Genomic DNA, 18,269 nt, shown 5'->3' on the forward strand with positions numbered 1-18,269 from the left:
CCCGGATACAGCAATGTATTTGGGTTGATTTCTTTCATGCCTGTTGTTATTTAGATTAAATTTAAATAGCGTATATTTGCCTTTACAAAAAATATGGGTTTTGAAACAGAAGGACTTACATACATTAAGCGCATTCCCTAAAAACAAAATGGGGAAGATTTTGGGTTATGATAACGATCACCTGAAAATGCCTAACAAAATCATAGAAATGGGACTGCTTCCGGAAACAATTTTCAGAATATTGTATCAGGCTCCTTTCAATGGTCCTATGTATGTAGAATTTGGAGAAGAAAAAAGCCGTATCGCTCTACGCGAAGAAGAAGGGAATTATATCATTGTTGAAGAATTGAATTAATGCAGGTAAATAAGAAAAAACAGGTCCTTTTAGTAGGGAATCCCAATGTAGGAAAGTCTACGGTTTTCAATGCATTGTGCAACAAAAAACAGAAAACCGGAAATTATGCAGGGGTTACCGTTGCAAGCCATTCCGGAAAATACATCTATAAAGACGAAGAAGTTGAGGTAGTTGACTTACCGGGCTCATACAGCGTCTATCCAAGCTCGGAAGATGAAGCCATTTTTTCCAAATTTCTTATTGACGAGCAAAAAAATTATGAAGGAGTAATTTATATTCTTGAGGCTTTGAGCCTGAAAAGAGGATTACTCTTATTTCAGCAGATACAGGATCTCGGAATTCCGATGATTCTGGTCGTTAACCAGATTGACCAGGCCGAAAGAAGGGGAATCAGCATTGATATTCAGAAGTTTTCTGAAGCGCTCGGCATTAAAATCATTCAGACCAATGCCAAAGAGCAGATCGGAATAGAGGAAATCAAAGAAGCCGTTCTTAAAAATGGTTTTACAAAAACAGAGACGGTATCCTTTGAAACACCGAATGAACATAAAGATTTCATTAAAAAAATAGCGGCTCACAAGGGCCTTGATAACGAATATAAAGCATGGATGAGCCTTTCTTCCGGAACAGATCTCGGAAGAATAGATTCCATAAAAGACCTGCTGAATGAAACGGATTCGAAAAGCCTGGTGCCTAAAAGACTTCAGGTTCAGGAAACGGTAAGAAGATATCAGAATGTAGACCGGATATTAGCGGATGTAATCTCTAAAAAAGCCCAGTTCAAAGAACTTCTGACAGAAAAATTAGATAAAGTACTGGTCCATAAATTCTGGGGCTACGTGATTTTCCTCATGATCCTGTTGGTCATTTTCCAAAGTGTTTTCTTTCTGGCCGAATATCCAATGAACTGGATTGATGATACTTTCTCCTGGCTGGCAGCCTTCACCGGAGAACATTTGCCGGAAGGACCAATCAATTCACTGATTTCAAATGGAATTGTGCCGGGAATCGGAGGAATTGTTGTTTTTGCCCCGCAGATTGGGATTTTACTGTATTTCTTATACTTACTGGAAGATTCAGGATATATGGCGAGAGTGGTTTTCCTGATGGACAGACTGCTTCGTCCGTTCGGACTGAACGGAAAAAGTATCGTTCCTCTGGTATCAGGAACTGCATGTGCTATTCCGGCCGTAATCTCTACGAGAAATATTGAAAATGTAAAGGAAAGACTTCTCACGATATTGGTAACACCTTTCATGACGTGTTCCGCAAGACTTCCGGTTTACAGTATCATTATCGGACTGATTATTTCAGATGGATCATTCCTCGGAATTCAATACAAAGCGCTGGTGCTGATGGGAATGTATCTTTTAGGATTTCTTGTTGCTTTACTTTCAGCAGCAATTCTGAAAAGATTTATCAAAAGCGAAGGCAAAACTTATCTGGTGATGGATCTTCCTACCTATAAAAAGCCACTTTTCGGGTATGATTTTAAAATGGTCCTGGGGAAAGTCTGGGATTTCATTACCGGTGCTGGGAAAATTATTTTTATTGTAAGTATTATCATTTGGTTTCTAAGCTACTTCGGCCCAAAACAGAATCCGGATCAATTTGTGGCAACCAATGTAGAATTGGATCATTCCTATCTGGCTAAAATGGGGAAAGGAATAGAACCTCTTATTGAACCTTTAGGCTACGACTGGAAAATGGGCGTGGGAATTCTGACAAGCTTTGTGGCAAGAGAAGTTTTCGTAGGAACCATGTCTACCCTTTACAGCCTGGAAGATGATGCTCCTGAAGTGAAAGTGATTGATAAAATGAGAAGAGACGTGAAACCGGATGGCGGAAAAGTGTTCAGCTTTGCTACAGGAATTTCCGTACTTTTATTCTATGCATTTGCAATGCAGTGTGTTTCTACACTTGCAGTAGTCTACAGAGAAACCAAAAGCTGGAAATGGACCGGCTTTCAGGTAGTCATGATGACAGGTTTGGCATATTTTGTGTCGTTGATAGCATATCAGATTTTAAAATAATGGATACTTCATTAATTTTTCAATACGTTATTATTGTATTGGTTGTAGCATTTGCGTGTTACTCTTTATTCAAAGTGCTGAAGAAGAATTTTGCACCGAAAAAATTCAGCTCCAAAAGATCAGCCTGCGATAAAGATTGCGGCTGTTCATGATCCTGTTTTTAAGCTTATAATTGAAAAAATTGTAGTAATTTCATTTTTTGAAACTAAAACCTTTTCATTTGAGCCCGAAATCAGCAGTAGCCCTCCTCGTTTCTTTTATAGCGTTTGGGGTAAAGGCCCAGGTCGATTCTTCCAAAATCAAATCCTACTCAGATCAGGTGATGGTCCGGGTAAATTTTGATACCAATATTGAAAAATATGTTTTTACGGAAGGTCCTGAAGATAGTGCAGAAGAAACAATCCTTTCCATTAACAACAAGACCAGAGCTTCTTTTTCTATTGATTACAGAATCATAAGTGCTACCGTATCATTTACGCCCAGTTTTCTTCCGGGTAATAATGATAACGAGCTGAAAGGCAGCAGTTCTTATACTGATTTCAGATTCCGTTTTTTTCCTAAAAGATTCATTCAGACCGTTTATTACAAAAACGTAAAAGGGTTTTATATAGAAAACATGAAAGACCTCTTTCCGGAATGGAGAGAAGGAAAAGATCCGTATTTCCAGTTTCCGGATCTTAGGGTTCAGAGTTTCGGGGGATCTACAGCGTATGTTCTGAAAAAAGATTTCTCTCTGAAAAGCATCTATACACAAGGGGAATGGCAGAAAGAGAGCCGTGGAAGCTGGGTTCCTTTTGTAGATTATGATTTTTCCGTATTCAGAGACATCCTGGAAGGGCAGAAAAGTAAGGAAAAGCAGTACAGTTTCGGAGCCAATATGGGCTATTTTTACAATTGGGTACTCGGAGCCCGGAAAAGGGTGAATATTGCTCCCAATGTCTCTCTGGGATTTGGCGGAATGTTCTCCAGCAGCTGGGATATCCGTGGCGACGGAACAAAGTTCAACAAAGAAAATATGCAGTACCTTACCTTTAGGTTCGCTACGGGGCTTCATATAGGGTACAATACAGACCGGTTTCTGTTCGGAGGAAAATTCAATATGAATGCCTATGCCTATAATGAGAAAGAAAACCGGAGCGTACAAAACAACAATATGTTCGGACTGCTTTACATAGGCTACCGTTTTCCTCCTCCAATTGTTGTAAAAAGGAATTATGACAAGGTTCAGAAAAAGATCCCCATCTTATAACTTATTAGGTCTTTTAAGTATATTTGCCCAGAATAAAACCAACTTAAATAAAAAACAGAATGTCGTTAATAAAATCTATTTCAGGGATCAGAGGGACAATCGGTGGAAAAGTAAATGATAACTTAACACCGCTGGATGTAGTAAAATTTGCATCCGCATTCGGAACCTGGCTTCAGAATACACAGAATAAAAAAAATTTAACCCTTGTTATAGGTAGAGATGCCAGAATTTCAGGAGAAATGGTTTCTTCGCTGGTAACAGCTACTTTGCAGGGATTGGGAATCAATGTCGTGGATTTAGGACTTTCTACAACACCAACGGTAGAAATCATGGTGCCTGAACTGAAGGCAGACGGAGGAATTATCCTTACTGCATCACACAATCCAAAACAATGGAACGCCCTTAAACTGCTCAACGGAAAAGGAGAATTCATCAGCGGTGATGACGGAGCAAAAGTACTTGCACTGGCTGAAAGTGAAGATTTCAACTACGCTGAAGTAGACGATCTTGGAAAATATGAAACAAGAGATGACGCTTTTGATATTCATATCCAGCAGATTTTAGATCTTCCGATGGTAGATGTTGAAGCCATTAAAGCAAAGAATTTCAAGGTAGTTCTCGATGCCGTAAACTCTACAGGAGGAATTGCAATTCCGATGCTGTTGGAGAAATTGGGTTGCGAAACTATTAAATTATACTGTGAACCGAACGGACAGTTTCCACATAACCCGGAGCCTTTAAAAGAGCATTTGGGAGATATCTGTGAGCTGGTAAAAAAAGAAAATGCAGATTTGGGAATCGTAGTAGATCCGGATGTAGACAGACTGGCCCTGATTGATGAAAAAGGAGAAATGTTTGGAGAAGAATATACACTGGTAGCCGTTGCAGATTATCTATTGAAGCATAAAAAAGGAGCCGCTGTATCCAACCTTTCTTCAAGCCGTGCCTTGAGAGATGTGGCCAGAAGCCATGATTCAGAATATTTTGCAAGTGCGGTAGGAGAAGTAAACGTAGTTAACTTAATGAAAGAGAAAAATGCCGTGATCGGAGGAGAAGGAAACGGAGGAATTATCTACCCTGATCTTCACTACGGAAGAGATTCTCTGGTAGGAGCAGCCTTGTTTTTAACTCATCTGGCTAAAGAAGGAAAAACAGTTTCCGAATTAAGAGCAGGATATCCAGGCTACTTTATGGGGAAAAAGAAAATAGAGCTGACGCCGGAGATTAATGTAGACGATATTTTAGCCAAAATGGAAAAAGAATATCAGAATGAAGAAGTTTCTACGGTAGACGGGGTTAAAATAGACTTTGAAAACAATTGGGTTCACCTTAGAAAATCCAATACAGAACCTATTATCAGGATTTATACTGAGGCATACACTCAGGAAGAAGCTGATCAGCTGGGAGATGACATCATCGCTAAAATTAAAAGCTTAATTTAAATAAAACAGGAACGGAACAGCAATGCTCCGTTCTTTTTTTGTTCAGATTCCTGAAATCCTCAAAATTATAAAGGAAAACAGAATGTTTAAACTATTTAATAACAATTCCTGTTTTTTATCCACAATCCTTTTATGGGTTTTCTTTTTTTACTATCTTTAAAATAGAAATTTATGAAAAATTAATTCAAAAAAAAGTTGCAACTTTGCATAAACATTTGAATGTCAGTTTCAGAAGTTATTATTAATTAATAAAGTTTGCCGAGGTTTGTAAGTATATTCAGACATCAGGCTGACAAAGACGACACTATTGGAAGAGTATTTTGGAAATGAACTTGTAAAAAAGTTCGAGGAAATGATGGAAAATAATGATGAATTCTATTTCGACACTGAAGAATTAGAAGATATTATTGTTTATTATTTGGAGCTGGGAGATTTTAATTACGCAGACAATGCTGTTAATTATGGTCTGAAGCTTCATCCTAATTCATTGGATATCAAGATCAAAAGACTTGAAATTCTTCTGGAATGGGAAGATTATAATACCGCAAAAGAACTTATTGACGAACTGAAAGGTTCATCCATGGAAAACACAGACTTCATGGTCTGCTATGCGAAGTATTATTCGAACCTGGGAAACCCCAGAAAAGCCATTGACATTTGCAAAAAAGCCTTAGAACTGAAAGAAGAAGAAAACTTCCTTCACAACTTTATTGCGGATGAATATGTAAACTTGGGAGATCCCTTTAACGCTCTTAAACATTACAGAAAAGCTCTGAAAGAAGACCCTACAGACGAATATTCACTGGAAAACTGTATGATCTGTTTCAGCGACCTGAATAAGAGCGAGGAGGCTATTGCCTTTCTTAATGAATATTTAGATGAATTTGCCTACTCCGAGACCGCATGGTTTGAATACGGGCAGTTTTATTTCAACAGAAAGAATTTTGAAGAAGCCATCAAAGGGTATGATTATCTTTTGGCCATCAATTCAAGTTCTGTAGGAGTATATGCCAACAAAGCAGCGTGCTATGAGGCGTTGGGACAATATCAGAAAGCAGTGGAAGTATATGAGGAAATGCTGGAGCTGGAATATACCAAAGCATTTACTTTTTACAAAATAGGACTATGCTACAAAGCGCAGAAACAGTCGATAATGGCTTTAAATGCGTTTCAGAAATCATTGAGAGAAGACCCGCAGTTTTATCTTGCCATGATGGAGCAGTCTTATCTGTACGAAGAAATGGGAGGAATGAAAGAAGCGCTTCATTTTGCAAAAGAAGCCACCCAGCTGAATGACAGTAATCTTGACTATCAGAAAAGACTGGCATTTCTGTTCATTGATTCCGGAAGATTTGAAGAAAGCCTTACCTGTCTGAAAAAGCTGGTAGACGCAGAACCTTCAAGATTTTATAACTGGTATGCCTATTCCGAAGTTTTGATGCTTCTGGGAGAATATGAAGAAGCTGTAACGATTCTGGACAGAGCTATAAAGGTACATGACAGAGCGGAACTCTATTATCAGCTTAGTAACTGTTATTTCAACCTGAAAAGGCCGGAAAACGGAACAGAATCTCTTCAGAAAGCACTAAGCAAAGATTCATCACTGGCTACGGATATGCAGAAAAAATATCCTTTCATTAAAGATGAGGTTAAGAAAGTCAAAGCTAAAGTGAAAAAGAAGAATTCTTAAAAAAGCGGGAAGAGGGAAGCCGGAAGAAAGAAGTTTCTGAAAGTCTTTAGATCAATGATCTTCCTCATGAGCGGTTTAAGATTCTTAAAAGTTTATCATCAAACAATTCAAATAAATAAATCCTGCAGCAATGCAGGATTTTTATTTTTAGTCAAGGTTGAAAGTAATATAGTATCATTCATCAAATTAGTATGTACATGAGCTAAGAGAAAATGCTTTTTTATCGCAAAGTTTTAATACTATTGCGTTGAACTTTAGGAGGCAAAGAAGGAATCAATGAAATTGATTAGACTAAGCGGACTGTATATCCAGCGGCTTCATCAACGACGTAGTCGAAGCCTTTGCCATTCTCAAAATGATACACTTCGTCAATGAAGCTTTGCGTCAACAAAGATCCAGAGTAAAATTTTTTGCGGTTCCTCATTGCATAAAGAGCCGAATTTACTTTTTAACAACGCCGGATTTAGACCTTAAAAAGACAAGCCCGCCAATAATAACTCCTGCTCCCACAAACTGTAAAAAACTCAGTTTTTCACCATCCAGAAAGCCCCAGATAATAGCAACAATAGGCATCAGCAATGTTACCGTAGAAGCAAAAAGTGGAGTAGATACTTTCAACAATCGATAATTCAGGGTCATAGCCAATCCGGTTCCGAAAATAGACAGCAGACTTACAAACATCAGCCCCATCATATTATCCTCGTTAAAACTGAAAGTTGAAAAAAATCCGGTGAAGGCTAAAGCAATAAGAGAAGGGAAAAATAGAACAAACGAGAAAACAAAAGCCGATAAAATCGTAGAAGAAACACTCATGAGCTTAGATTTTACCGTTGTGGTGCTTAATGCATAACACAAAGTAGCCAATAGTAAAAGCAATATTGGAACTAGCTTAAACTTTCCTCCTTCACCATCTCCTCCGAATGCCAGTAAACAGACCCCGGCAAAGCTGATCATCGTTCCCACAATCTGCCTTTTGGTGGTTTCAAATTTCCATACCAAAGCCCCAACTATGATAACGAAGATGGGCATCATAGAATTGATGATTCCTGCAATACTGCTGCTTACCTCAGTTTCAGCAATCGGAAACAGAAACATAGGAATGAAATTTCCTGTAAAAGCAGCCAGAATTAGCCATTTCAGGTGTTTTTTCGGAAACAGTTTATATTTTGAAATCGCAATTGGCATTAAAATAATTCCTGCAATCAGGACTCTCAATGCACCTACCTGATAAGGGTTGAAATGTTCGAGGGATTTTTTAATTAAAATAAAAGACGATCCCCAGATAATGGTTAATACAATCAGGAGGATCCATTTTTCTTTATCTGCGTTCATTATTTTTGTGTAAGGTTTTTAAAAATTCTTTTTTAGGAATCATTTTGGCACCCAGGCTTTCCAGGTGTTCGGTATGTGATTGGCAGTCAATGAGATCAAGCAGATCTTTGTTGTTTTCTACAAAATGAATGAATCCTGCCTTAGAAGCATTGCTTACCTTCGCAAACATACTTTCGCCACAGAAAACATTTCCGATCTGCAGCCCATAAAATCCGCCCACCAATTCTCCGTTTTGCCATACTTCAATACTTTTTGCCAGTCCGTATTCGTGAAGCTTGATAAAAGATTCCATCAGTTCATCGGAAAGCCAGGTCCCTGTCTGCTCTTTTCTGCTTACCTGCTGGCAGTTTCGGATCACTTCTCTGAAGCTTTTGTTCTCAGAAAATGTAAAAATGCCTTTGTTCAGGATTTTCCGCATGGATTTTGAAACTTTTATTTCATCAGGGTAAAGTACAAATCTCGGATCCGGGCACCACCAGAGTATTTCTTCTCCGGGATTATACCAGGGAAAAATTCCCAGCTGATAGGCAAACCAGATGCGTTCTACCGACAGATCGCCGCCAAAAGCAATCAGTCCTTCATGACCTTCGTAAACCTCAGGATCGGGGAATGAAATTTCGTTTTCGTCTAATCGAACCATTTTTTAGAAAAAAATCCCACTTGATAAAGCAGGATTTATATAGGATCTTATTCTTTTAATTAAAAAGGTAAATCATCATCATCGTCTCCCGCAAAAGGGTTCTCATTGGAAACCGGAGCAGCAGATTGGGAAGGAGAAGCCTGGGTTGGCTCAGATCCGTTATCCATTACTTTTTCAATTTTCCATCCGGTGATAGAATTGAAGTACTTCGTTTCACCTTGTGGAGAAACCCATTCTCTTCCTCTGATATTGATTCCCACCTTTACAGTTTCACCTTCTCTCACGTTATCTAATAAACTGATCTTATCAGACAAAAATTCTATGTTTATCGGCTGTGGATACTGTTCTTGGGTTAAAATAACCATTTCTCTCTTTTGAAAGCCGCTTGCAAATGTCTGAGCATCAAAAAGTTTCTTTACCGTTCCTTGTAATTCCATATTGTAATTATTAACGTTGTAAAAGTAAGAAAATGAAATGTAATAATAGGGGGAGCAGAAAAAAAATGTGTGAATTTTAATTTTTTTCCCCGAAAAGTTTGGAGGTAAAGGAAAATGTCCTATATTTGCACTCACAAAAACGAAGCAAGATCTTTAAAATAAACAAACCAGCGGATGTGGTGTAATTGGTAGCCACGCCAGACTTAGGATCTGGTGCCGTGAGGCGTGGGGGTTCGAGTCCCTTCATCCGCACTATGCGAAAATAGCTCAGCTGGTAGAGCACAACCTTGCCAAGGTTGGGGTCGCGGGTTCGAATCCCGTTTTTCGCTCCACACCAGCCCTGGTGGTGGAACTGGTAGACACGCAGGACTTAAAATCCTGTGCCTCTTTTGGCGTGCGGGTTCAAGTCCCGCCCGGGGTACTAAAACTCTCTGTAGATTTTTTTTCGACAGAGAGTTTTTTAGTTTTTAAAAGGTTTGTAAGACGAAGGTTTCTTTATTCACTTTTTGTGAGTATTTATTTTTTAGTTCTTTTGTAAGGCAAAATGTCTTATATTTGTAGACGCAGAGCACGATAAGCTCTTAAAAAATTAAAATAACTGCGGATGTGGTGTAATTGGTAGCCACGCCAGACTTAGGATCTGGTGCCGCGAGGCGTGGGGGTTCGAGTCCCTTCATCCGCACACGCGAAAAAAACTCTCTGTAATTCATTTACAGAGAGTTTTTTGTTTTTATACTGAACCTAGTTTTCTCCCTTTTTACAGGAAAAGAGCAGAAGTACTGAATAAACTGTTAAAAACGGTTTAAAAAACTGCTCAGATCATTTTCTTTATCAAGATTAAGCCTTGATTTTATTTTAGCTTTATATACTCTTATACTTCCTACACTGAGATTTTCGAGCAGAGAAATCTCTTTTGCCGCTAAATTAAGTTTAAAATATACACAAAGCTTCAGCTCCTGAGCCGTTAAAAAAGGAAATTCTGTGGATAATTTTTCCATGAAAAGCTGGTTTTCAATAGAGCTTTCATTGATAAGATCATTCCCTTTCCTGTCGATAGTAATCAGATTATTGATCTTGAATTGTAGGTCTTTCAGAATTTCTTCAGGCTGGATGTTTTTGGACCTTTTTATTTTTTTTAAATTCTCCAGAAAGGCTCGTTCGGTCTCTGTTTTTAAATTGAGATTCAGATGCAGGTTTCGTATTTTTTCTTTTTGAAGATTGATATTCTGCTCCAGAATCTTTTTATGACTATCTGAAATTTCTTTTTCCTTTCTGATGAGTTCTTCCTTCTTCTGCTTATCCCTGAACAGGACAACAATGATGATCATAAAAATGATAAAGAGGAAAATAACAAAAACAATCAGTCTGATATTGTCTTTTTTTCGATCATTATTTTCATTATTTACACTTTTAATGATGTAGCTGTCTGCAATATCAAAATTTATTTTCAGCTCTTTCTGGATGAGTTCATTGTTTTCTTTATTGGTTTTAAGAAGTTTTTTCGAAGTTGTTATAAAATTCTGGATATCGTTTTTCTCAGAATAATACTCCAGAGCTATTTCGTACAGCTGAATCTTGTCCGCAGGTGCGTTCAGGTTGGGTTCTATAACTTTAAAGGAATTAATGACCGCCTCTGTCTTTGCAAGATCATAGTTTTTGATTTTATATAGTTTTATAAGCTCTTTTGATGCGTAAAGAGCCATCCGGTAGTTCCTGTTATTCAAAGAAAAGTTCAGTTCTGTAGATAAAAGCTCTTCAGCTTTTTTATCATCATTAGCCTGTAAAAAATATTGGGCTAAACTTCCTTTGATATAGTTAATGAAAACTTTTTCAGCATCGCTCAGGACCGTTTTTTTTTCCAGTAGATCAATAGCTTTTCCAGTTTCTGTGATGGCCAGATCAACCTTTTTCATCTTGTCGTAGCACATTCCGATATTGTTGTACATGGAAGCAACATACAGGACCTGTGTTCCGGGGTCATAGGCATGCAGGGCCTTATAAAAAAAATCTAAAGCACTTTTGTAGTCATTATTGTTGTACAACAATCTCCCTTTAAAATGATAAAGGTGAGGCAGATAATAATTTTTCCCGGTCTTTTCATCCAGCTCTATGGCTTTATCAATACATTTTAAAGACCATTCCGGAGAACTTTTTTCGAATTGGGAAGCCAGATTGAAATTACAGGCGATAGAAATATAACTGTATTTGCCGTTATTTAATCTCAGCAGCTCATATACCATGGGAATTTGTTTAAGCCTTTCATCAGCTTTTAATGGCAGTTCTGCATATTTACTGCCCAATAGGAAAAGCCTGTCACCTGTCTGTTGGTATTTCTGCAGTTCCCGGGAGTAGATTTTTTTTATTTCGTTCATCCTTTTACCCCGCAAAGGAGATATTTCTTTGTTTAAGGAATCAAAATATTCGTTGCCTTTCTCCGGGGAATGGCAGGAAATTATTAGGAAGAGGAATAATAAAAAAGGTAAAATTAATTTCATCTGTGGTTGGGGTGATCAAAAAATTATTAATGAGGTAAGCTGAGATACTTAAAATTATAAAATAAAATTAATTTACGCTAATTAATGTTATAAAAATTCAAAATTCTGATTATTAGTGGTTTATTGTTTTTAAATTAATGTTTTTTTTGAATTAAAAGGAATTTTATTAATGAAAATTAACGCCTTGATTTAGCCATATTTGCTTTTTACCAGTATAACTTTGTTGTCCGGACTAGAAGATTAATATTTTATTTGGGTCTTCCGGATGAAAAAAATACAACACAATTAAACATTGAATGGATGAAATTTATTTTGACAACCCTCATTCTTTTTGGGTGCATTCCCCTCCTGTATTCCCAAACAGGAAATGTTGGAATTGACACCAATGTTCCAGGCTCAAAGCTTACCGTTAATGGTTCTTTTGCAGCTGCTTATGGAAATGTAACAGCCAATACATTCGTGATTGGAGAAAATGACTTTTACCTTACATGGTCCGGAACAGCAAATGGAACTATGACTCTTCCGAATTCAACAACAGGCGTAACGAGAACAGGAAGAACCTACTATATTAAGAATGCATCATTGATGTATACAATTACTATTGATGCAGATGGGGCGGAACTTATTGATAATGTTCAGACTGTAGCTTTACAACCGGGAGAATCTGCTTTGATCGTAAAGACAGATGTGAATACTGCTTCCGGAACTACTTATCAGCTGGTTATGTTGGCTAAAACAGATCCAAGTTACATCTATGCGGTTTCTTCATCTACTGCAGAAACCCATGCACAGGGCGTTAATACAAAAGCGAATTTTACCTCTATAGATTTCAGTTCCAACGGGGGAGGAGACTTTAACCTTACTACTGATACCTGGACATGTCCACAATCCGGATCTTACAGAATTGAGTTTATGGAAACCGGTTTTCATAGTAGTACAAACGTAGCAGCGCATCGACTCATGTCAATTGTGAAAAATGGGGCAACACAAACACAGCAATACTACACGATGGTAGTTCTGGGTGTAGCTGCTTCCCAAAGATCCAGTGGATATGATTCTGTTGTTCTTAGTCTTCAACAGGGTGATAGCATCATAGAAAATCTTACGCTTTGCTTTGGCTGCGGAACAGCATCAATGACATCTTCGGTAAGAAGAATGGTGATTACAAGACTTTAATTAAAAAATCTCATCAATAATTTTGTTTTTCATAAAGGTTCTCTGTTATTTATAGCAGGGAACTTTTAATAATAGGAAATGTATTGAGGCTTTGATTACATTCTAAAATCTGACAGAGGGAGATTCCATTACATGATAAGGAAAATAAAAATTATGATCAAAAAGGAGTGAGAAATCTCCTCTGCCTGAAAAGTAATATAAAGAAATATGGTTTTGCTATCTGTTGATATTATATAATGCTTTGATTAAGAGAGTTTTTCAAATCTGATTTTTGTTTTTTTGTGAAATGTTTTGTTGAGAAATCAGCGTATTTAATGATGGATTCAAACTCTGTACGAAACACCATTGTATTTTTTTCCGGATCAAAATAGAAAGAAGTAATATCACTGTATGCAATAGGTGAAAAACGAAGAGGAACTTTTCCGGCTATAGAATATTCTTTGATCGAAATATGATCCTGATACATTCTTATCTCGAAATATTTTGTATTGAAAAATTTAATACTACAATACAAAATAGTAGCAAAGGCAAATAGGATGTAAGGCCAGCCACAATCAAAATAAAATAATAGGTAGGTAGCCATAAAAAGTACCAAAATCCATAAGAAATATTGAAGTAAGATTCTTTTTCTATTATTGATCTTCATTCTTGTCTTTTTTTAGTTAAATCTTTTTTTAAGACTCAAACTATATTTTACTGGCAAAATTAATTTTAGAAAAAGAAATATCTTGGTTTTGGAGGTTAATATTTTGTTAGTATTCAAAGCTTTTCACACATAAATATGTTAGCTCAATCTATTTTAAATCACTGATTTACAAAATATATGTTTGAAAAATATGTTAACTTGTTAGGAAGAAAATATGTATCACATAAAAATAATAAGCAGAATACAGATGTTCGTTTCAATCAGCCTGTACCCATAATAATAGTAACTTCTGTATCTGTATCCAAAATTAAATACTCCATAATTTTGTGTAAGCAAAAGAGAATAGTATGGAAACAATCATTCAACATCGGGAGCAGCTTCAATATGCTGAAGTTTATATTTCAGATATGCTGTTTCTAAAAAACTTCTTTCTTAAGTTACAGAATTATAGTACGTTAAATAAAAGCTTTGGGATCCCTTTTCTGGTCGCTAAAAAGAAAAATGAAATAGTCGCATTTGCCAGCCTGCTGATTAATGAAAAAGGAGAAATCACTTTTAAAATCTACAGCAAAAATAGTTTTGCTGAGACTGAAAATAGAGACTTCAGCCTTTATGCTGAACGTTATTTTAAAAAGAATAATACGCCGAACTTCCGGAATGCAGAGCAGCTGAAAAGCAGCATCAACAGAATGGTCAGCTGGCTGAATATAGGATAAAGCAGTCATAAAGTTGTACATTTACTTAAAACCACAATTGTATGTCCAAAGACGTTCTGTATCTTAAAATAGCAAAATCTGTCACAGAGCAAATCAAGAGTGATACGCTGCAGTTTGGAGACCGGCTTCCTTCGCTGAGAAGTGCTCAGAAACTTTATAATGTAAGCCTCAATACGGTGAAGCAGGCCTATATGGAGCTGGAAAGCCGCTCTTTGGTGGAAAGCCGCCCCAAATATGGATATTTTGTAAGCCAGACTTCTCAGAGAAAGCTGGCTTTGCCTTCTGTAGCTCCCATCCAGGTTACCGGAAAAAAGAATACTCCGGAAGACCTTATTGGTAAAGTGTTCGGGACGATAGATGGAACAGATGTCACCCAGTTTGCCCTGGGAATTCCCGGAAAAAATTTTCTTCCTTTAGCCAAGCTGAAGAAATCGATGATTAATGTAATCAAAAGAAAAAACGACAGCGGAACAGACTATGAACCGGTGCAGGGAAACGAAAGCCTTCGCCGGGAAGTAGCCAAATGGACCATGGTGATGGAAGGAAAAATTTCGGAAGATGATCTCGTAATTACCTCCGGAGCTATGAATGCCGTTTATACCTGCCTGATGGCTGTTACTAAGCCCGGAGATGCTGTTGCCGTGGAAAGTCCAGTTTATTTTGGAGTTCTTCAGGCGATTCAGCAGCTGGGTCTTAAAGTAGTGGAAATTCCTACACATCCTATTTATGGGATAGATCTGGATGAATTGAAAAAAGCACTTCCTACGCTGGCAGCCTGCTGTTTTGTAACGAATTTCAATAATCCGCTGGGCTTTCAGATGCCGGATGAAAACAAAAGGGCACTTGTAAAACTGATCACGGAATACAATGTTCCCCTGATTGAAGATGATATCTACGGCAACCTTTATTTTGGTGCAGAAAGGCCCAAACCGTGTAAGTTTTATGATGAAGCAGGTCTTGTCATGTGGATAGGATCTGTCTCAAAAGCGCTGGCTCCCGGTTATCGTGTGGGGTGGGTAGCTCCCGGAAAGTTTAAAGAGAAAGTAATCCGTCAGAAACTGATACAGACCGTCTGCAGTCCGTCCCTTTATTCCGATGTGATAGCAGATTTTCTTGAACATGGCCGCTACGATCATCACCTGCGGACATTCAGACATAAGCTGTATGCCAATTATCTTCAGATTCAGAAATCTGTGACGCAATATTTTCCGGATAATACCAAAATCTCTGAACCTAAAGGAGGCTTTATGCTTTGGCTGGAGCTGGACAAAAGAATCTGTACCGAAGACCTGTATGATGAAGCCTTCAGCCAGAAGATTACTTTTGCACCGGGAAGGATGTTCTCACAATACAACCAATACCAGAACTGTATGCGTCTGAATTATGCGCTGGAATGGACAGATAGGGTAGAAAGTGATCTGGAAAAACTGGCCAATATGATAAAAAAAAGAATTTAAAATAAACCCTAAAACAATGGATGAAAGTAATAATGAAGTAAAAATCGTTGACTACGAACCTCAATACAAGCAAGCCTTCAAAGCACTGAATGAGGAGTGGATCAGAACATTTTTCACCATGGAGGCAAGTGATTATAAACTGCTGGATAATCCGGAAGAAGAGATCATCAATAAAGGTGGGCACATTGTTTTTGCACTGCTCAATAATGAACCTGTCGGAACCTGTGCACTGGTGAAAATGAAGGATGAGCCGCTGGCTTTTGAGCTGTCAAAAATGGCGGTAAGCCCGAAAGCACAGGGAAAGAAAATTGGCTATCTTGTAGGACAGGCGTTGGTGGATAAAGCCCGTGAACTGAAAGCAGAAAGCATCTTCCTTGAAACCAATTCGGTTTTGGTACCGGCCATCAAACTCTATGAAAAGCTAGGCTTCGAGCATCTGCCGCTTTCAGGCTCTGCTTATGAGCGTTGCGACACTCAAATGTTATTGAAAATCAATGTTTAAACAAAAAAAGATATTAGAACGAGGATATCTCTATCCAAGTTCTAATATCAAAAATTAAATCTAAATCTGTACGTTTTTATTTCTTAATGAAAGTTTTGGTCAGAGACTTTTTGTTTCCTGTAATCTTCATAAAATAAGTCCCCGATGGAAGCCCTTGAAGGCTTATCTTTTCCTCGAAAAATCCGTTTTGGGATTTCAATTGTTTTACAGAAAGAATACTTCCTTTCATATCAATAACTTCGGCTGTAACGGCTCTGTCTTCAGTGGCATAGTGAATATGAATGCTTTCGGAAGCAGGGTTTGGATATACTTTAAAATCTTCAGCAATTTCTTTGGATTCTTTAACGGCCAAAGCTCCGTTTGAGCAGGCAGGCACCCGATTGGTCCCGTCTATTCCCCACGCAGCCTGAACCGGAATACAAAGCCAGTTAAAAACAGTAGGAAGATGGTCTGTTTCTCTCGTGGTTGATGTATAATTATTGATCTTAAAATTATGTACAGTTCCTGCTGCATAAGCCGGAGAACCGGTTACAGCGAGATGATTGGCATTCGGGCTTGAATCGGTCACTGTATTTCCGGAAGTTCCGTTGCATTTCCAGTCTGCCACTAATTGAGAATAGTAAGGATGGGATGAGGTGATATCCTGATTGGCCCAGTTCACAATGACATCATTCGGAAGAGCAGATTTCCATATTCTGATATCTTTATACGAAGCGGCAAGATTTTGTCCGTACACATTCGTTCCATCCTGATTGATGGTAAACGGAAGCCCGGAATCAATATTTCCGATGGTATTCATTTTCGCAAAAGTAACAGGAACTCCGTCTTCATACATCGTAACAAGTCCGTCCCTGTCAAAGCTTACGGCAATATGCTTCCATTTTCCCGTTTCTACTTTTCCGCCCACAAGATCTATTCTTTTACTGCCGTCCCCGATATTCATCTTAAAGGTCTGTCCGGAATACCCTGAAATGACAAAACCTTTATTCAAACCGCTTGCCCAGTTTTTATTGCTGATCATCACCGGATCACTGCTATAAGAAGCATTAGGTTTTACCCAGAATTCAATAGTAAAATCCTGGCTGGTTCCAAAGTTGAAAGGAGTCTGGCTCGTCGGTTTTGCATAGGTTCCCGCCGGAAAACTAAGCTGATTGAAGGTTTTGGAAGACTCAAGAACTGTTTTACTAATCTGCTGAGGAGTGAAACCGGGATTAGAGTATACGGTAAAAATATTACGCTCTGAAAGATTTCCTCCTCCATGAGAACTTTCTATGGCTCCATGATCCGTCGTTAAAACAACCATCCAGTTTTCATTATTGTAGGTAGCTCTGTTTTTCATGGCATTCACAATTTCTCCGATATAGCTGTCTGTGGTCTGAATAGAAGAAACATACTGTGGAACTGCAGATGAGAAGCCATAAGAATGTCCGGCGTGATCTACATCGTCAAAATCTACAAAAAGAATATCAGGATTATCATTTTGAAGAGCGTTCACGGCTGCATTTTTAACCGCAAGATCACTTCCCAGATTACTTTTTACATCGGCATTCTGGATAATTTTATCGTTAATGGGTGCCCAGTTGACTAGCGACATGGTTCTTAAAGCCGGATTGTAAGTTTCAGCCCGAGTCAGAAAATCCGGGTAATTCACATAATTCGGACTGGTGAAGCTATTATCCTGAACATTGTGTTTGGTATGCCAGACTCCTGTCAGCATGGTGCTCCATCCGTTTCCGCTCCAGGTCGTAGCGGCACATAAGCCATCCAGAGAATAGATGGATTGGTTGATCAGGCTCTGGATATTCGGAATGCTGCTGGACATCATCACGTCCGCACGGCATCCGTCAATACCGATAAAAAGAACTTTTTTGGTTTGTGCTCCAAGAAAGCAGCTTATAACCACTGCCGTTGAGAAGAGTTTTGTTTTCATGGGGATAAAGGTTTTAAAAAAGAAATGTTTACAAATAGTAATTTTATTTTAACTTCTGTAAAATTAATTTACTATTTGTAAACAAATGTGAATTTTAGGTTAATTAATTGATAATTAAGTGTTTGTGGGGTTAAAACGCAAACAGCACAAATATCTTCACGAATTTCCA

General features: G+C 38.0%; 15 protein-coding genes and 4 tRNA genes. 13 read left to right on the plus strand and 6 right to left on the minus strand.

Annotation, left to right across the window (positions count from 1 at the left end):
* Positions 1 to 100: 100 nt before the first annotated feature.
* From ACM46_RS03785 to ACM46_RS03805, 5 genes are all read left to right on the plus strand, one after another.
* Positions 101 to 355: a FeoA family protein gene (locus tag ACM46_RS03785; RefSeq protein ID WP_083997330.1), complete on the plus strand. Its 255-nt coding sequence runs from the start codon at positions 101 to 103 to the stop codon at positions 353 to 355.
* The gene (gene feoB, locus ACM46_RS03790; protein ID WP_048505256.1) at positions 355 to 2,388 is read left to right on the plus strand and encodes a ferrous iron transport protein B; all 2,034 of its coding nucleotides are present in this window, start codon (positions 355 to 357) and stop codon (positions 2,386 to 2,388) included. The genes ACM46_RS03785 and feoB overlap by 1 nt, the downstream gene beginning before the upstream one ends.
* Before the next feature lie 220 nt (positions 2,389 to 2,608).
* Complete coding sequence (locus ACM46_RS03795; RefSeq protein ID WP_048505257.1) at positions 2,609 to 3,637, plus strand: DUF4421 family protein; 1,029 nt, start codon at positions 2,609 to 2,611, stop codon at positions 3,635 to 3,637.
* 59 nt (positions 3,638 to 3,696) lie between these two features.
* The gene (gene glmM / locus ACM46_RS03800) at positions 3,697 to 5,079 is read left to right on the plus strand and encodes a phosphoglucosamine mutase (protein ID WP_048505258.1); all 1,383 of its coding nucleotides are present in this window, start codon (positions 3,697 to 3,699) and stop codon (positions 5,077 to 5,079) included.
* A 307-nt stretch (positions 5,080 to 5,386) separates the two neighbouring features.
* Positions 5,387 to 6,769: a tetratricopeptide repeat protein gene (locus tag ACM46_RS03805; protein WP_048505259.1), complete on the plus strand. Its 1,383-nt coding sequence runs from the start codon at positions 5,387 to 5,389 to the stop codon at positions 6,767 to 6,769.
* Between the two features lie 441 nt (positions 6,770 to 7,210).
* Here the strand turns inward: ACM46_RS03805 and ACM46_RS03810 are convergent, their stop codons facing one another.
* The 3 genes from ACM46_RS03810 to ACM46_RS03820 are packed head-to-tail and all read right to left on the minus strand — an operon-like array spanning position 7,211 to position 9,178.
* Positions 7,211 to 8,101, minus strand: coding sequence for a DMT family transporter (locus ACM46_RS03810; protein ID WP_048505260.1), 891 nt, complete (start codon positions 8,099 to 8,101; stop codon positions 7,211 to 7,213).
* A complete protein-coding gene (gene aat / locus ACM46_RS03815; protein ID WP_048505261.1) occupies positions 8,088 to 8,741 on the minus strand; it encodes a leucyl/phenylalanyl-tRNA--protein transferase in 654 nt (217 codons plus the stop codon). Before aat ends, ACM46_RS03810 begins: the two co-directional genes overlap by 14 nt.
* Positions 8,742 to 8,800: 59 nt before the next feature.
* Positions 8,801 to 9,178 (minus strand): DUF3127 domain-containing protein, encoded by a 378-nt coding sequence (locus ACM46_RS03820; protein ID WP_048505598.1) that lies wholly within the window; start codon positions 9,176 to 9,178, stop codon positions 8,801 to 8,803.
* A 170-nt stretch (positions 9,179 to 9,348) separates the two neighbouring features.
* Between ACM46_RS03820 and ACM46_RS03825 the strand changes: the two genes are divergently transcribed.
* From ACM46_RS03825 to ACM46_RS03840, 4 genes are all read left to right on the plus strand, one after another.
* A tRNA-Leu gene (locus ACM46_RS03825) sits at positions 9,349 to 9,430 on the plus strand.
* Between the two features lie 4 nt (positions 9,431 to 9,434).
* Positions 9,435 to 9,510: transfer RNA gene (locus ACM46_RS03830), tRNA-Gly, on the plus strand.
* A gap of 5 nt (positions 9,511 to 9,515) precedes the next feature.
* Positions 9,516 to 9,599 (plus strand) — tRNA-Leu (locus tag ACM46_RS03835).
* Positions 9,600 to 9,778: 179 nt separating this feature from the next.
* Positions 9,779 to 9,860, plus strand: a tRNA-Leu gene (locus tag ACM46_RS03840).
* A gap of 109 nt (positions 9,861 to 9,969) precedes the next feature.
* Here ACM46_RS03840 and ACM46_RS03845 read toward each other — a convergent pair.
* Positions 9,970 to 11,550 (minus strand): hypothetical protein, encoded by a 1,581-nt coding sequence (locus tag ACM46_RS03845; RefSeq protein WP_048505262.1) that lies wholly within the window; start codon positions 11,548 to 11,550, stop codon positions 9,970 to 9,972.
* A 423-nt stretch (positions 11,551 to 11,973) separates the two neighbouring features.
* On the opposite strand from ACM46_RS03845, the gene ACM46_RS03850 reads away from it, so the two are divergent.
* Positions 11,974 to 12,849, plus strand: a complete 876-nt coding sequence (locus tag ACM46_RS03850; RefSeq protein ID WP_131707538.1) for a complement C1q domain-containing protein — start codon at positions 11,974 to 11,976, stop codon at positions 12,847 to 12,849.
* Positions 12,850 to 13,078: 229 nt separating this feature from the next.
* Here the strand turns inward: ACM46_RS03850 and ACM46_RS23180 are convergent, their stop codons facing one another.
* Entirely contained in the window at positions 13,079 to 13,495 is a 417-nt protein-coding gene (locus ACM46_RS23180; RefSeq protein ID WP_131707539.1) for a hypothetical protein, read from the minus strand.
* 347 nt (positions 13,496 to 13,842) lie between these two features.
* On the opposite strand from ACM46_RS23180, the gene ACM46_RS03860 reads away from it, so the two are divergent.
* Genes ACM46_RS03860 through ACM46_RS03870 form a run of 3 tightly spaced genes read left to right on the plus strand, consistent with a single transcriptional unit; the run spans position 13,843 to position 16,170 of the window.
* On the plus strand, positions 13,843 to 14,211 hold the full coding sequence (locus ACM46_RS03860) for a hypothetical protein (protein WP_048505265.1): 369 nt from the start codon (positions 13,843 to 13,845) through the stop codon (positions 14,209 to 14,211).
* Between the two features lie 41 nt (positions 14,212 to 14,252).
* Complete coding sequence (locus ACM46_RS03865; protein WP_048505266.1) at positions 14,253 to 15,668, plus strand: aminotransferase-like domain-containing protein; 1,416 nt, start codon at positions 14,253 to 14,255, stop codon at positions 15,666 to 15,668.
* Positions 15,669 to 15,684: 16 nt separating this feature from the next.
* Positions 15,685 to 16,170, plus strand: coding sequence for a GNAT family N-acetyltransferase (locus ACM46_RS03870; protein WP_048505267.1), 486 nt, complete (start codon positions 15,685 to 15,687; stop codon positions 16,168 to 16,170).
* Positions 16,171 to 16,246: 76 nt separating this feature from the next.
* On the opposite strand, the gene ACM46_RS03875 is transcribed toward ACM46_RS03870, so the two are convergent.
* Entirely contained in the window at positions 16,247 to 18,100 is a 1,854-nt protein-coding gene (locus ACM46_RS03875) for an alkaline phosphatase family protein (RefSeq protein WP_048505268.1), read from the minus strand.
* Between the last annotated feature and the right edge of the window lie 169 nt (positions 18,101 to 18,269).

This window comes from Chryseobacterium angstadtii (genome assembly GCF_001045465.1).
Classification (GTDB): Bacteria; Bacteroidota; Bacteroidia; order Flavobacteriales; family Weeksellaceae; genus Chryseobacterium; species Chryseobacterium angstadtii.